Below are 14,003 nucleotides of genomic sequence, written 5' to 3' on the forward strand. Positions count from 1 at the left end.
CTCGGGAACCGGTTTGACTGGTACCGTCCGGGAACCGATCAAACCGGTTCCCGAGGGGTGACGATGACCGAGACGAAGCCGCAGCAGGAAGCGCCGCCCGGCTGGCTGGTGCTGTTGCTGGCCGTCTCCTGTGGACTGACGGTCGCCAACCTGTACTACGCCCAGCCGCTGCTCGCCGAGCTGCGGCACACCTTCGGGGTCGGCGAGGCCGCCGCCGGCGGGATCGTCACCGCGACGCAGATCGGGTACGCCGCGGGCATGCTCCTGCTCGTCCCGCTCGGCGACCGGCTGGAGAACCGCACGCTCGTCTCGAGCCTGCTCGCCGTCACCTGCGCGGGGCTCGTCGTCACCGGCTTCGCACCCGGGTTCGCCGTGCTGCTGCTGGCTTCCCTGCTCGTCGGGGCGACGTCGGTGGTCGTGCAGATCCTCATCCCGTTCGCCGCCGACCTGGCCCCCGACGCCATCCGCGGGCGGATCGTCGGGCGCGTGGTGAGCGGGCTCGTGTTCGGCATCCTGCTCTCGCGCGTGATCGCCAGCCTGCTCGCGGAGGTCACCAGCTGGCGCGTGGTGTTCCTCATCTCCGCCGTGGCGATGGCCGTGCTCGCCGTCGTGCTGCGGTTCAGCCTGCCGAAGCGGGCACCCAAGACCGACGTCGGCTACGGGCGGCTGATCCGCTCGACCCTGGCGATGGTGCGGAAACACCCCGCGCTGCGCCACCGCGCGCTCTTCCAGTCGGCGATGTACGGCGCGTTCAGCGCCTTCTGGACGACGATCGCGTTCGTGCTGACGGCCCCGCCGTTCAACTACTCCCAGCTGGGCGTCGGCCTGTTCGCCCTGGCCGGCGCCGGTGGCGCGCTGATCGCCCCGCTCGCCGGGCGCTGGGCCGACCATGGGCACGGCCGCCGGCTCACCACGACCGCGTTCATCGTGTGCGCGGCCGCGTTCGCGGTCGCCGGGCTCGGCGCGCACAGCGTCGTCCTGCTGGCCATCGCCGCGATCGCGATCGACGCGGCGGTGCAGGCCACCCTGGTCGTCGGCCAGCACACGATCTACCAGCTCGACCCGTCGGCGCGCGCCCGGATCAACAGCATCTACCTGGCGACGTTCTTCGTCGGCGGCGCCATCGGTTCGCAGGCCGGCTCGATCGCCTACCACCTCGGCGGCTGGACGGCGGTCGCCGTGTTCGCCGGGGTGCTGCCGCTGCTCGCCCTGGCCGGGATGACGCGCACCCGGCGCTGACGCAAAGTCACCGCAGCCCGGCGAATTCCCCCGTTCTTGTCAGCGCATGGCCGCTGTCCGGGTATCGCGAAACTGCTACCGTACGCCCTTGGGCTGCTACCCAGGGGAGCGATCCATGACCCTCGCGGACCTCGGGCTCGACGCCACCGCCGAGCGCGCGTACCGCCATTGCCTGCGGGACAAGACGATGACCGCCGCCGGTCTCGCCGAAGCCCTGCACCTCGACCGCGCGGAAACCGCCGGGATCGTCCGCGAGCTCGTCCGGCTCGGGCTGGTCCGGCAGGTCGACGCGCAGACGTTCGAGGGGCTCGACCCGGCGATCGCCCTGGAGAACCTGATCTCGCTCGAGATCGCCCGGCTGCGGGACCAGGTCGGCCGGCTCGACGCGTGCCGGAGCCGGATCGGCCCGCTGTACGAGGACTTCACCGCCGCCGCGCCGCGCGGGACCCGGCCGGACGTCCAGCACGTCCAGGGTCTCGACCGCGTCCGGGAGAAGCTCGACGAGCTGGCCTTCTTCGCCCGCAGGGAAATCATGGGCCTGCAGCCGAGCGGACCGTGGAGCCCCGAGACGATTTCGGCCGCCCGGCCGCTCGACCTGCGCTGCCTGCGCCGCGGCGTCCGGATGCGCACGGTGGTGCGGGCCGAGATCCTCGACGACGAGCGGACCCGGTCGTACCTGCTCGACCTGTGCGCGCACGGCGCCGAGGTCCGCACGGCCGAAGGCGGCCGGCTCGAACGGCTGATCCTGTTCGACCGCACGGTCTTCGTCGCCCCGATCGACGCCGAGGACAGCAAACGCGGCGCCGTCGTCGTGTCGCGGCCGGGGCAGGTCGCGAACATGGTGAGCCTGTTCGAACGCGTCTGGCGGCAGGCGACGCCGGTGGGCGCCGCCGACCCGACCGCGCGCGCCGGCTTGAGCACCACCGAGAAGCAGGTGCTGGCGATCCTCTGCCAAGCGGACAAGGACGAGCTCGGCGCGCGCGAGATGGGCGTGTCGGTGCGGACGTTCCGCAAGCACGTCGCCGACGTGATGGCCAAACTCGGTGCGGCCAACCGGTTCCAGACCGCGTTGCTCGCCAAGGAACGCGGCTGGATCTGAGCGGGTTCCGTCAGGCGAAGTGCTCCCGGCGCGCGGCGACCCACTCGGCGTAGGTCGTTCCCGGGCGCCCCAGCAGTTCTTCGACGACGCCGGTCGGCACCTCCGGGGTGCGCGTGGTCGCTTCGAAGCCGGTCAGCAGCCAGCCGGCGACCTCTTCCGGGACGCCGAAGCCGAGCCACCGCGCGCGTTGCTCGCCGGGAGTCAGCTCGCGGAACCGGATCTCCTTGCCCAGCACGGCTTCGAGCGTCGCGACCTGCCAGCGCAGGCTGATCGCTTCGGGTCCACTGAGGACATAGGTGGCGCCGACGTGCCCGCCGGTGGTCAGCACGCGCGCGGCTACCGCGGCGATGTCACCGAGGTCGATCGGGGTCTGCGTCGAGTCGCCGTAGGCCATGGCGACCTCGCCCCCGCGCACCATGCCGGCCCAGTCGAGGGTGTTGTTCATGAAGGACCCGGGCCGCAGGAAGGTCCGCGCGAACCCGGCCCGCTCGACCGCCGCTTCGACGGCGGCGTAGGCGTTGCCGCTGGAGGCCGCGTGCCCATCGCCGATGCTGCTGCCGGACAGCGCGACGACCCGCTCGATGCCCGCGCCGGCCGCCAGCTCGCAGAACCGCCGCACGGTCCGCGCCATCGGAGCCAGGTACACGGCGTCGACGCCCTTCAGCGGCACCTCGTCCGGTCTGGCCAGGGAGCCGACGACCACCTCGGCCTCCTCCGGGAGGGCAGCCCGCCCGGGATCGACGGTCAGCGCGCGCACGTCCGCACCGGCCGCCAGCAGCTCGTCCACGACCAGCCGTCCGACGCTGCCGGTCGCGCCGGTCACCAGGATCGTCATGATGCCCTCCTCGTTCTCGTATGCCGTACGAGATCGTACGGCATACGAGAACTCAGGGCACAGGGTTTGCCTGGATCAGCGAGAGGACGTCAGTGCCGACGGGGCCACTTGAACGGCCACGACGGACGCACGGCGCGAACCAGGATCGCGAGGTCGCGGAGCCCTTTGGTGTCTCCGGTCTTGTGCACGATGAAGCCGCGAGGCCGAGCACGGCGATGAAGGCGACGAGCAGACGCCCCAAGACAAGCAGGAGGCCGCGGGTGCCGCTCGGTGCTGATGGCCAACTCAACGCAAGTGGTGGGCAGTGCTTCTGGGCGCTCCCCGTTCGGGGCACACGAGTTCCGGGGAAGGGATCCAGCGGAAATCAGGACGTGATCGTCGGCAGTTCGGGTGCCGCGACGTCGTAGACCTTGCCCTCTTGGGTGAGCAGCGCCGCCAGGACCTTGGCCTTGCGGTCCGTCTGCTCCGCGGTCCCCCAGCGGACGATCTTGCCGCTCGACAGCGTGAACTCCACGCTCGCCGGGGTCTTGGCCGTCGCCGTTGTCACCTGCTTCAGCAGCTGCTCCGGGATCACGCCGAGGACCGCCGTCACCGCCCGGGTCACCGGGTCGTCCGCCGAGACCTTGGGCAGCTTCAGCTCCGGCAGGCCCGCCGGGCGGGCCGGGACCGTCTTGAAGACGACGCCGCCGTCGTCGACCAGGTGGACGCCGTCGCCGCCCGGGCCGCTGTCGAAGAACGCGATCGCCGTGCGCTCGGTCACCGTGATGTCGACCGTGTTCGGCCACGAGCGCGACACCTCGACCGTGGCGATGCCCGGCATGCCCGCCACCCGGTCGCGGATCTCGTCGGTGCTCAGCCGCAGCAGGGGCTTGTCGAGCGGGACCGCGGCCATCGCGCGGATCTGGTCGGCCGTCACCGTGCGCGAGCCCGTCACCGAGACGTCCTTCGCGCCGAGCATCGAGCTGAAGAACAGCAGGTAGACCAGCGCGATCAACGTCAGCACGCTCAGCAGCGCTACCCAGCGGCGCCGGATCTCGACGCGCCGGTTCGGGCGGGTGGCGCGGGCCCGGGCCTGCGGCCGCGTGGCGGTGGCGCGGGTCCGGCGGCGTTCCTCTTCGGACCGCCGGCCGCGCCGCTCCCGGGCCAGGGCAGCGCGATCCCGCTCGTCCTCTTCGGACGGACGGCGGCGCTGGCTGGTCGAACTCATGGCGTCAGCGCTTGTCCAGCTCGGCGAGGATCTCCGGGCCCAGCTGCGTGACGTCGCCGGCGCCCATGGTGACGACGAGGTCGTGGCCCTTCACCAGCCCGGCGACCAGTCCGGCCGCGACGTCGAAGGCGGGCTCGTAGTGCACCGGCACCGTCACCGCGTCCGCGATCAACGCGCCGTTGACGCCCGGCTCCGGCTCTTCGCGCGCGCCGTAGACGTCCAGCACGACCACCTCGTCCGCCAGGGACAAAGCCGAAGCGAACTCCGCCGAGAACAGCTTGGTCCGCGAGTACAGGTGCGGCTGGAACACGACGACGACCCGGCCGGTCCCGGCCGCGGTCCGCACCGCGCGCAGCTGCGCGGCCACCTCGGTCGGGTGGTGGGCGTAGTCGTCGTAGACGCGGACGTCGCCGGAGCGGCCCTTGAACTCGAACCGGCGGCGCACACCGCCGAACGCGGCGAGCCCGTCGGCCAGCTCGGCCGCGGGGGCACCCAGCTCGAGCCCGGCGAGCAGCGCGGCGATCGCGTTGAGCGCCATGTGCTCCCCCGGCACCGCGACCCGGACGGACAGCTCCGCACCGTCCAGGGCCAGGCGGACGACGCCGCCGTCCGGGGCCGGCGTGTAGCCGAGGATGCGGGCGTCGCCCTCACCGGTGACCGTGCGGCCGTAGCGCCGGACGCGGACGCCCTGCTCCGCGGCCTGGTCGCCCAGCTCGTCGGCCGCGGGGTCGTCACCGCAGACGATCAGCAGCCCGCCCGGCACGATCCGGCCGACGAACTCGGTGAACACCTTGGTGTAGGCCTCGGCGGTGCCGTGGTGGTCCAGGTGGTCCGGCTCGACGTTGGTCACGACCGCGACCGACGGCGAGTAGGTCAGGAACGAGCCGTCGCTCTCGTCGGCTTCGGCGACGAAGACGCCGCCCTCACCGTGGTGGGCGTTGGCGCCGGACTCGTTGAGGTCGCCGCCGATGGCGAACGACGGGTCGAGCCGGCAGTGCTGCAGCGCCACGGTGAGCATCGACGTCGTCGACGTCTTGCCGTGCGTGCCCGCGATGCAGGCGACGCGGTGGCCTGCCATCAGACCGGCCAGCGCCTGCGCCCGGTGCAGCACCGGGATCCCGGCGGCGCGGGCCGCGGCCAGCTCGGGGTTGGTCTCCTTGATCGCCGTCGAGACGACGACCGCGGACGGCGGCTCGGCCAAAGCGGAGATGTTCGCAGCGCTCTGGCCGATGAACAGCTCGGCACCCTGGGCCCGCAGCGACAGCAGCGCGCGGGACTCCTTGGCGTCCGAACCGGACACGAAAGCCCCGCGGGCCAGCAGGATCCGCGCGATCCCGGACATGCCGGCGCCGCCGATCCCGATCAGGTGCGCGCGACGCAGTTCTTCGGGGAGCTCAGGCACCTGCGGCCTCCAGGACGATCTTGGCGAGCAGCTCGTCGGCCTCGCGGTGGCCCATGCCGACCGCGGCGGCACCCATCTTCGCGACCCGGTCGGCGTCGACGGTCAGCGGGACGACCAGCTCGGCGACCTTCGCCGCGGTGAGGTCGGCGTCCTCGACCATCAGCGCCGCGCCGGCCGTGACGGCGGGGCGGGCGTTGGTCGCCTGCTCGCCGTTGCCGATCGGCAGCGGGACGAACACCGCGGGCAGCCCGACCGAGGTCACTTCGGCGACGGTCATCGCGCCGGAGCGGCAGATCGCGACGTCGGCCGCCGCGTAGGCCAGGTCCATCCGCTCCAGGTAGGGCACCGGCACGTACGCCGGCTTGCCCGGGAACTCCTGCACGACCAGGGTGTTCTTCGGGCCGTGCGCGTGCAGCACGCCGATGCCGGCGTCGGCCAGCTCCTTCGCCGCGCCGGACACCGCGCTGTTGATCGACTGCGCGCCCTGCGAGCCGCCGAACACCAGCAGCGTCGGCGCGTCCGGGTCCAGCCCGAAGTACTCACGGGCCTCGGCGCGCAGCGCGGCGCGGTCGAGCGAGGTGATCGACCGCCGCAGCGGGATCCCGACGACCTCGGCCTTGGGCAGCGGCGTGCCGGGGACGGCGACCGCGACGCGCGCGGCGAACCGCGCGCCGACCTTGTTCGCCAGGCCCGGCGACTGGTTGGCCTCGTGCACGACGATCGGGGTGCGCCCGCGCGCGGCTAGGTAGGCCGGGAGGGCGACGTACCCGCCGAAGCCGACGACGACGTCCGCGCCGACCCGCTCCAGCACCTCGCGGGTCCTGCGCACCGAGTCGCGGACCTTCAGGGGCAGCCGCAGCAGCTCCGGCGTGGGCTTGCGGGGCAGCGGGACCGGCGGGATCAGCTCGAGGGCGTACCCGCGGGCCGGGACGAGTTTGTTCTCCAAACCGCGCTCGGTGCCGAGCGCGACCACCGTCGCGTCCGGGCGCAGCCGCATGACGGCGTCGGCCAGGGCGAGGGCGGGTTCGATGTGTCCTGCGGTGCCACCACCGGCGACCACGACCACGGGCGCTTTGCCCGCGACGGTTCGCTCGGTTCCCTTGACGGGCTTACTCACCAATGACCTCTCCGGTTCGCGGTACTCCGGGTACCACGGCTCGCTGTTGTCCGCGCGGCCCCGCGAGACGTGGCCGTGCTCGTCCGTGCCGCGCTGCGGCGCACCGGCTCGCGGACCGACTTGCGCCGTTCCTGCGCCGGGGCGGGCCGCGCCGCACGGGGCGCGGGCCTGGCCGCCTTCGCCCCGGCGCGTGCCGCCCCCTTGCGCGTGGCGGGCGGGCGGTACGGGTCGGGCGCGGGCAGCCGCAGCAGACGCCCGAATTTACCCGGCCCCTGTGTCCGCAGCGCGGCCACCGCCTCCGGTTCGTGCCGGGCGGCGTTCGCGAGCACGCCCATGATGAGCATGGTGATCACCAGCGAGGTGCCGCCGTAGGAGATCAGCGGCAGCGTGACGCCGGTGACCGGCAGCAGGCCGACGACGTAGCCGATGTTGATGCCGGCCTGCGCCACGAGGAACACGGTCAGCGTGCCGGAGACGATCCGGATCCACGGGTCGATGTTGCGGGTGGCGATCCGCAGGCCCACGACGGCGACCCCGCCGAACAGGGCGAGCACGACGACGCAGCCGACCAGCCCGAGCTCCTCGCCGATCAGGGCGAAGATGAAGTCGTTCTGCACGTTCGGCAGGTAGCCCCAGTTGGACGCGCCCTGGCCGAGGCCCTTGCCCAGGAAGCCGCCGTCGGCGAGCGCCAGCTTGGCCTGGTTGGCCTGGAAGCCGGCGGCGCTGGTGTCGGGGTCCGGCGAGAGGAACGACATGACGCGCGCGAGGCGGTAGGGCGCGATCAGCGCCAGCACGAGGACGCCGGCCAGGCCGCCCGCGAGGATGACGCCGAACAGCCGTTTCGGCGCGCCGGCGAACCACAGCAGAGCCAGCAGCACCACGGCCAGGGTGACCGTGCCGCCCAGGTCGGGCTGCAGCATGACCAGGGCGAACATCAGCAGCGCGATCGGCACCACGGGCACCAGCAGGTGCCGCCACTGGTGGATCACGTTGTACTTGATCACCAGGATGTGCGCGCCCCAGAACGCGAGCGCGACCTTCGCGGCCTCGACCGGCTGGAAGGTGAAGTCGCCGATCCGGAACCAGCCCTGCGAGCCGTTCACGGTCGACCCCAGCGGGGTCAGCACCAGGACCAGCAGGCCGAGGCAGACGACCGTGGCGGTGGCCGACATCCGCCGGATCCGCTCGAGCTTGACCCGCATGCCCACCCAGAACACGACGCCGCCGAGCGCGACGAAGACCAGGTGCTTGGTGAACAGCGCGTACACGCCGCTGCCGGTCTTCGGGTCGTACGAGCCGACCGACGACGCCGAGAGCACCATGACGATGCCGATCACGGTGAGCACGCCGGTCAGGGCGAGCACGAGGTGGAAGGACGCCAGCGGGCGCGAGAGCCACGCGGTCAGCGCGGTCCGGAAGACGACGAAGCCGCTCTCCTTGCGCTCCCGGCGCGGCCGCTTCGGCGGTGGCTGCCGCTTCTTGGCCTGCTCAACTGCCGTCACTCGGCGCCCCCGCTGCGTCGTCGTGGAGGACGCGCACCGCGGCGGCGAACGCGTCGCCGCGCTCGCCGTAACCCGTGAACATGTCCAACGACGCCGCGGCGGGTGCGAGCAGCACCACGTCACCTGGCCGGGCCATCGCGCTGGCCGCACTCACCGCCGCAGTCATGGGTTCATGGTCACCCGGATGGAGGCTGTTCACCGGGACATCCGGCGCGTGTCGCGCAACCGCGGCGGCGATCACGGGTGAATCCACCCCGAGTAGCACAACTCCGCGCAGGCGGCCCGCGATGCTGCTCACCAGTTCGTCCACCGAGGCGCCCTTGAGCTGGCCGCCGGCGATCCACACGATGCTCTCGTGCGCGCGCAGCGACCCGGCGGCCGCGTGCGGGTTGGTCGCCTTCGAGTCGTTGACGTACCGGATGCCGGCGACCTCGGCGACCTCGACGGCCCGGTGCGGCGCCGGCTGGTAGCCGCGCAGGCCCTTGAGCACGGCGTCGGGCGTGACGCCGTGGGCGCGGGCCAGCGCGGCCGCGGCCAGCGCGTTCGAGACGTTGTGCGGGCCGGCCGGGCGGACGTCGGCGATCGTGGCCAGCTCCTCGGCGCTGACCGCCGGGTCGGCGGTGAAGGCGCGGTCGACCAGCAGGTCCTCGACCAGGCCGAGCTCGCCGGCGAACGGCGTGTCCAGCCGGAACGCGACGCGGCGGGCACTCTGCGGCGCGTGCTCGTCGGCGATCCGCTTCGACCACTCGTCGTCGGCGTTGTGCACCACGACCTTGGCGTTGGCGTACGCGCGGCCCTTGGCGGCGCCGTAGTCGTCCATCGAGCCGTGCCAGTCGATGTGGTCCTCGGCGAGGTTCAGCACGACCGCGGCGTCCGGCGCGAGGGTCGAGGACCAGTGCAGCTGGAAGCTCGACAGCTCCACGGCCAGCACGGTGTACCCGGCCTGCACGGCGTCGAGCGCCGCGTAGCCGATGTTCCCGCAGGCCACGGCGTGGGCGCCGGCGGCCCGCAGGATCGACTCGAGCATGCCCGCGGTGGTCGTCTTGCCGTTGGTGCCGGTGATGACCAGCCACGACGGCGGGTGCTCGCGCAGCTGCCCGACCCGCCAGGCCAGCTCGACGTCGCCGATCACCTCGACGCCCGCCTCGGCCGCGGCCACCAGCAGCGGCGACGTCGGGCGCCAGCCGGGGCTGGTGACGACGAGGACGACGTCGGACGGCGGCTCGGCCAGCCCGGGCACCAGCTCGGCGCCCAGGCCGTCCAGCTCGGCCAGGCGCTCGGCGTTGCCGTCCGTGACGGTGACGCGCGCGCCCAGCTCGACCAGCACGGGAACGATCGACTTGCCGGTCACACCGGCACCGGCGACCAGGACGTGACGACCGTCGATCTGCACGTCAGCCCCCGAGCTGCTCGGAGTAGAACAGGCCGAGGCCGAACATGCAGCAGATCGCCGACAACAGCCAGAACCGGATGATCACCGTGGTTTCGGCCCAGCCGGCCAGTTCGAAGTGGTGGTGGAAGGGGGCCATCCGGAACAGTCTTCGCCGGGTGGTCCGGAACACCGCGATCTGCGCGACCACCGAGATCATCTCGACCATGAACAGGCCGCCGATGACGATGGCGAGCAGCTCGGTGCGGGTGGTCATCGACAGCCCGGCGACCAGGCCGCCGAGGGCCAGCGAGCCGGTGTCGCCCATGAAGATCTTCGCCGGGGCCGCGTTCCACCAGAGGAACCCGACGCACGCGCCGGCCGCCGCCGCGGCGACCACCGCCAGGTCGAGTGGATCGCGGACGTCGTAACAGGCGGCCGCCGGGCCGTTCGCGCAGGAGAGCCGCTCCTGCCAGAACGAGATGACCACGTAGGTGGCCAGCACCATCGCCGCCGCGCCGCCGGCCAGGCCGTCGAGGCCGTCGGTGAAGTTCACCGCGTTCGACCAGCCGGAGATCACGATGTAGCAGAAGATCACGAAGATCACCGACGGGAAGGTGATCAGCGCGAGGTCACGGGCGTAGGAGAGGCTCTCCGACGCCGGCGTGATGCCCTGCTCGTTCGGGAAGTTCAGGGCCAGGACCGCGAAGGCGATGGTGACGACGAGCTGGCCGACCAGCTTCGCGGTCTTGTTCAGCCCGAGGTTGCGCTGCTTGCGGATCTTGATGAAGTCGTCGAGGAACCCGACGACGCCCAGGCCGACCGCGAGCATCAGCACGAGCAGCCCGGAGACCGTCGGCGCGCCGCTGCGGGCGTTGAACATCCAGTTGATCAGGTGCGCGGCGAAGTACCCGACGACCATCGCGATGATGATCGCGACACCGCCCATGGTCGGGGTACCGCGCTTGGACTTGTGTCCCTGGGGGCCTTCCTCGCGGATCTCCTGGCCGAAGCCCTGCCGGGAGAAGACCCGGATCAGGTAGGGCGTGAGCAGGATGGAGACCAGCAGGCCCGCAGCGGCCGCGATCAGGATGCTGATCACGCGTCACCACCGTTCGAGCGTTCTCGGTTGTCTTGGGGGGAGTTCCCGGGGTCGAGCAGAGCTTCGGCCACCCGCCAGAGACCGGCGGCTTTGGAGGCCTTGACCAGCACCACGTCCCCGGGACGGAGCTGATCATGCAGCAGGGCGGCGGCGGCCTCGACGTCGGGTACCAGCTTCGCTTCCTCGCCCCAGGAGCCCTCCTGGGTGGCCCCCTGGTGCATGGCCGCCGCCTCGGGGCCGATCACGACGAGCTTGGCGATGTTGAGCCGCACGACGAGCCGGCCGATCTCGTCGTGCGCGGGGATCGTGTCCGCGCCGAGCTCGCCCATCACGCCGAGCACGGCCCAGGACCGGCGGCCGCTCTCGCGCGTCATCGCCGCCAGGGCCTTCAGGCCGGCCCGCATCGACTCGGGGTTGGCGTTGAACGAGTCGTTGAGGACCGTGACGCCGTCGGCGCGCGTGACGACCTCCATGCGCCGCGCGGACCGCCGTTCGAGCGACGACAGCCCGGCGGCGATCGCCGCCGGGGTCGCGCCCAGTTCGAGGGCGACCGCCGCGGCGGACAGCGCGTTGCCGACGTGGTGCTCGCCGTGCAGCGGGAGCGTGACGTCGGCGTCGCCGGCCGGGGTGACCAGCCGGAAGGACGCGCGGGCCTCGTCGTCGAGGGTGATGCGCTCCGCGCGGATGTGGGCGGAGGCGGTCTCGCCGACGAACACCACGCGGGCCTTCGTCCGGCTCGCCATGGCCGCGACCAGCGGGTCGTCCAGGTTGAGGACCGCGACGCCGTCTTCGGGCAGCGCCTCGACCAGCTCACCCTTGGTCTTCGCGATGCCTTCGCGGGAACCGAACTCGCCGACGTGCGCGGAGCCGACGTTGAGCACCACGCCGATCTTCGGCGGGGCGATCTCGGCGAGGTGGGCGATGTGGCCCGGCCCGCGCGCGGACAGCTCCAGCACCAGGTGCCGGGTGCTCGCGTCGGCCCGCAGGGCGGTCCAGGGGTGGCCCAGCTCGTTGTTGAACGACCCGGGCGGCGCGACCGTCGGGCCGAGCGGTTCGAGCAGCTGCGCGATGACGTCCTTGGTGGACGTCTTGCCCGACGAGCCGGTGACGCCGACGACGGTCAGATTTCCTTCGGCCAGGCGCTGCACGACGTAGCGGGCGAGCTTCGCGAGCGCGCCCAGCACCGCCGCGCCGGAGCCGTCCTGGTCGCCGGTCAGCGCGACCGACCGCTCGTGGGCTTCCCCCGCCGCCAGTGGAGGCACGACGATCGCGGGCGCGTCGACCTCCCGGGCGGCCAGCACGGCGACGGCACCGGACTCGACGGCCTGCGCCGCGAAGTCGTGGCCGTCGACCTTCTCCCCCGGCAGGGCGACGAACAGGCCGCCGGGGACGAGCTTCCGGGTGTCGAACTCCACGCTGCCGGTCACCTGGGCGCCCGGGTCGGCGCGGTGCAGCCGGCCGCCGACGACGTCGGCGATCTCGGCCAGGCTGAGCACGATCACACACTCACCTCGAGTTTGTTGCGGATGGCCGCGGCCAGCTCGTCGCGGTCGGAGAACGGGTGCACGACGCCGCCGGCCTCCTGGCCGGTCTCGTGCCCCTTGCCGGCGAGGAAGACGATGTCGCCCGGGCCGGCGAGCGCGACGGCGCGCGCGATGGCCTCGCGGCGGTCGCCGATCTCGGCGATCTCGCCGCCTTCGGCCGGGCCGACGCCCCGGGCGCCGGCCAGCATCGCCGCGCGGATGGCCGCGGGGTCCTCGGAGCGCGGGTTGTCGTCGGTGACGATCAGGATGTCGCTGCGGCGGGCCGCCGCCTCGCCCATCATCGGGCGCTTCGCGGTGTCCCGGTCGCCGCCGCAGCCGAGCACGGTGATGATCCGGCCGTCGGTGCGGGCACGCAGCGCGTCCAGGCCCTGGGCGACCGCGGCCGGCTTGTGGGCGTAGTCGACGACGGCGGTGAACTCCTGGCCGACGTGGACGCGCTCCATCCGGCCCGGCACCTGCACCCGGGCGAGCCCGGCGACGATGTGCTCCAGGCCGACCCCGGCGGTGCTCAGGATCGCGGCGGCGAGCACGGCGTTGGCGACGTTGAACTCGCCCGGCAGCGGGATCCGGGCGGGCGCGCTGACGCCGTCCGGGCCGTGCAGGGTGAACGTCTGCTCGCCGTGCGGGGTGGCTTCGAGGTCGGTGGCCTTCCACGCGGCGTCGGTGCCGGGATCCGTGGTCACGGTGACCGTCTGCGGCGTGAGCAGGGCCTGTCCCCACGCGCTGTCGACCACGACGACCTCGGTGGTCGAGCGGCCGTCGAACAGCAGCGCCTTCGCGGCGAAGTACTCCTGCATGTCCTTGTGGAAGTCCAGGTGGTCCTGGGAGAGGTTGGTGAACGCGCCGACGGTGAACCGGGTGCCGTTGGCCCGGCCGAGCGCGAGCGCGTGGCTGGAGACCTCCATCGCCACGTGCGTCACGCCGCGCTCCAGCATCACCGCGAGCAGCGCCTGCAGGTCCGGGGCCTCCGGCGTGGTGAACCCGCTGACCAGGCGTTCGCCGGCGATCCGGGTCTCGACCGTGCCGATCATGCCGGTGGTCAGCCCGGCGGCCTCGAGCCCGGCGTCGACCAGGTAGGACGTCGTGGTCTTGCCGGAGGTGCCGGTGACGCCGAGCACGGACAGCCGCAGCGACGGCTCGCCGTAGATCCAGGCGGCGATCTCGCCGAGGGCGGCGCGCGGGTCGGCGTGCACGAGGATCGGGACGCCGGCGTCGCGCAGCGCGGGCCGCTCGGCGCCCGCGGCGTCGGTGAGGACGGCGACGGCCCCGGCGGCGACGGCCTGGTCGCTGAAGTCGGCGCCGTGCGCGCGGGCGCCGGGCAGCGCGGCGAACAGGTCGCCGGGCAGCACGTGCTGGGCCCGCAGCGTGGTGCCGGTGACGGTGAGGTCGGCGGCGTCGGGCGAGCCGGCGATCAGGCGGGCGTCCGCCCTGGCGAGCAGCGTCGCCAGCGGGACCGGGACGATGCGCGCCGGGCGCGGCGGTGCGGGGACCGCTTTCACCGGGCTTTCCGGCACCGGGGAACTGGACGAGGACACGGACACGGCCAAGAGGCTACCGGCGGCCGGTTCGGGGGCCCGCACGCGGTAC

Annotated in this window: 11 protein-coding genes; 2 read left to right on the forward strand and 9 right to left on the reverse strand. The window is 72.8% G+C overall.

Annotated elements, in window-relative coordinates:
* Positions 1-63 precede the first annotated feature (63 nt).
* Together MUY22_RS46560 and MUY22_RS46565 are read left to right on the forward strand one after the other, a co-directional pair.
* Positions 64-1,239, forward strand: coding sequence for an MFS transporter (locus MUY22_RS46560; protein ID WP_247054567.1), 1,176 nt, complete (start codon positions 64-66; stop codon positions 1,237-1,239).
* A 115-nt stretch (positions 1,240-1,354) separates the two neighbouring features.
* A complete protein-coding gene (locus MUY22_RS46565) occupies positions 1,355-2,338 on the forward strand; it encodes a LuxR family transcriptional regulator (RefSeq protein WP_247054569.1) in 984 nt (327 codons plus the stop codon).
* A 10-nt stretch (positions 2,339-2,348) separates the two neighbouring features.
* On the opposite strand, the gene MUY22_RS46570 is transcribed toward MUY22_RS46565, so the two are convergent.
* From MUY22_RS46570 to MUY22_RS46610, 9 genes are all read right to left on the reverse strand, one after another.
* Positions 2,349-3,173 (reverse strand): NAD(P)H-binding protein, encoded by an 825-nt coding sequence (locus tag MUY22_RS46570; protein ID WP_247054571.1) that lies wholly within the window; start codon positions 3,171-3,173, stop codon positions 2,349-2,351.
* Positions 3,174-3,537: 364 nt separating this feature from the next.
* Positions 3,538-4,380 (reverse strand): cell division protein FtsQ/DivIB, encoded by an 843-nt coding sequence (locus MUY22_RS46575; RefSeq protein WP_247054573.1) that lies wholly within the window; start codon positions 4,378-4,380, stop codon positions 3,538-3,540.
* 4 nt (positions 4,381-4,384) lie between these two features.
* Positions 4,385-5,782 carry a UDP-N-acetylmuramate--L-alanine ligase gene (murC, locus tag MUY22_RS46580; RefSeq protein ID WP_247054574.1) on the reverse strand — a complete coding sequence of 466 codons (1,398 nt, stop codon included), beginning with the start codon at positions 5,780-5,782 and terminating at the stop codon, positions 4,385-4,387.
* Positions 5,775-6,899 (reverse strand): undecaprenyldiphospho-muramoylpentapeptide beta-N-acetylglucosaminyltransferase, encoded by a 1,125-nt coding sequence (gene murG / locus MUY22_RS46585; RefSeq protein WP_247054576.1) that lies wholly within the window; start codon positions 6,897-6,899, stop codon positions 5,775-5,777. Before murG ends, murC begins: the two co-directional genes overlap by 8 nt.
* Positions 6,896-8,401, reverse strand: a complete 1,506-nt coding sequence (gene ftsW, locus MUY22_RS46590; protein ID WP_247054578.1) for a putative lipid II flippase FtsW — start codon at positions 8,399-8,401, stop codon at positions 6,896-6,898. The genes murG and ftsW overlap by 4 nt, the downstream gene beginning before the upstream one ends.
* Positions 8,388-9,794, reverse strand: a complete 1,407-nt coding sequence (gene murD / locus MUY22_RS46595; protein ID WP_247054580.1) for a UDP-N-acetylmuramoyl-L-alanine--D-glutamate ligase — start codon at positions 9,792-9,794, stop codon at positions 8,388-8,390. Before murD ends, ftsW begins: the two co-directional genes overlap by 14 nt.
* 1 nt (position 9,795) lies before the next feature.
* The gene (mraY, locus tag MUY22_RS46600; protein WP_247054583.1) at positions 9,796-10,872 is read right to left on the reverse strand and encodes a phospho-N-acetylmuramoyl-pentapeptide-transferase; all 1,077 of its coding nucleotides are present in this window, start codon (positions 10,870-10,872) and stop codon (positions 9,796-9,798) included.
* A complete protein-coding gene (gene murF, locus MUY22_RS46605; RefSeq protein ID WP_247054585.1) occupies positions 10,869-12,374 on the reverse strand; it encodes a UDP-N-acetylmuramoyl-tripeptide--D-alanyl-D-alanine ligase in 1,506 nt (501 codons plus the stop codon). The genes mraY and murF overlap by 4 nt, the downstream gene beginning before the upstream one ends.
* Positions 12,371-13,915, reverse strand: a complete 1,545-nt coding sequence (locus MUY22_RS46610) for a UDP-N-acetylmuramoyl-L-alanyl-D-glutamate--2,6-diaminopimelate ligase (RefSeq protein ID WP_247064453.1) — start codon at positions 13,913-13,915, stop codon at positions 12,371-12,373. Before MUY22_RS46610 ends, murF begins: the two co-directional genes overlap by 4 nt.
* Positions 13,916-14,003: the final 88 nt, after the last annotated feature.

Source organism: Amycolatopsis sp. WQ 127309, assembly GCF_023023025.1.
GTDB lineage: Bacteria > Actinomycetota > Actinomycetes > Mycobacteriales > Pseudonocardiaceae > Amycolatopsis.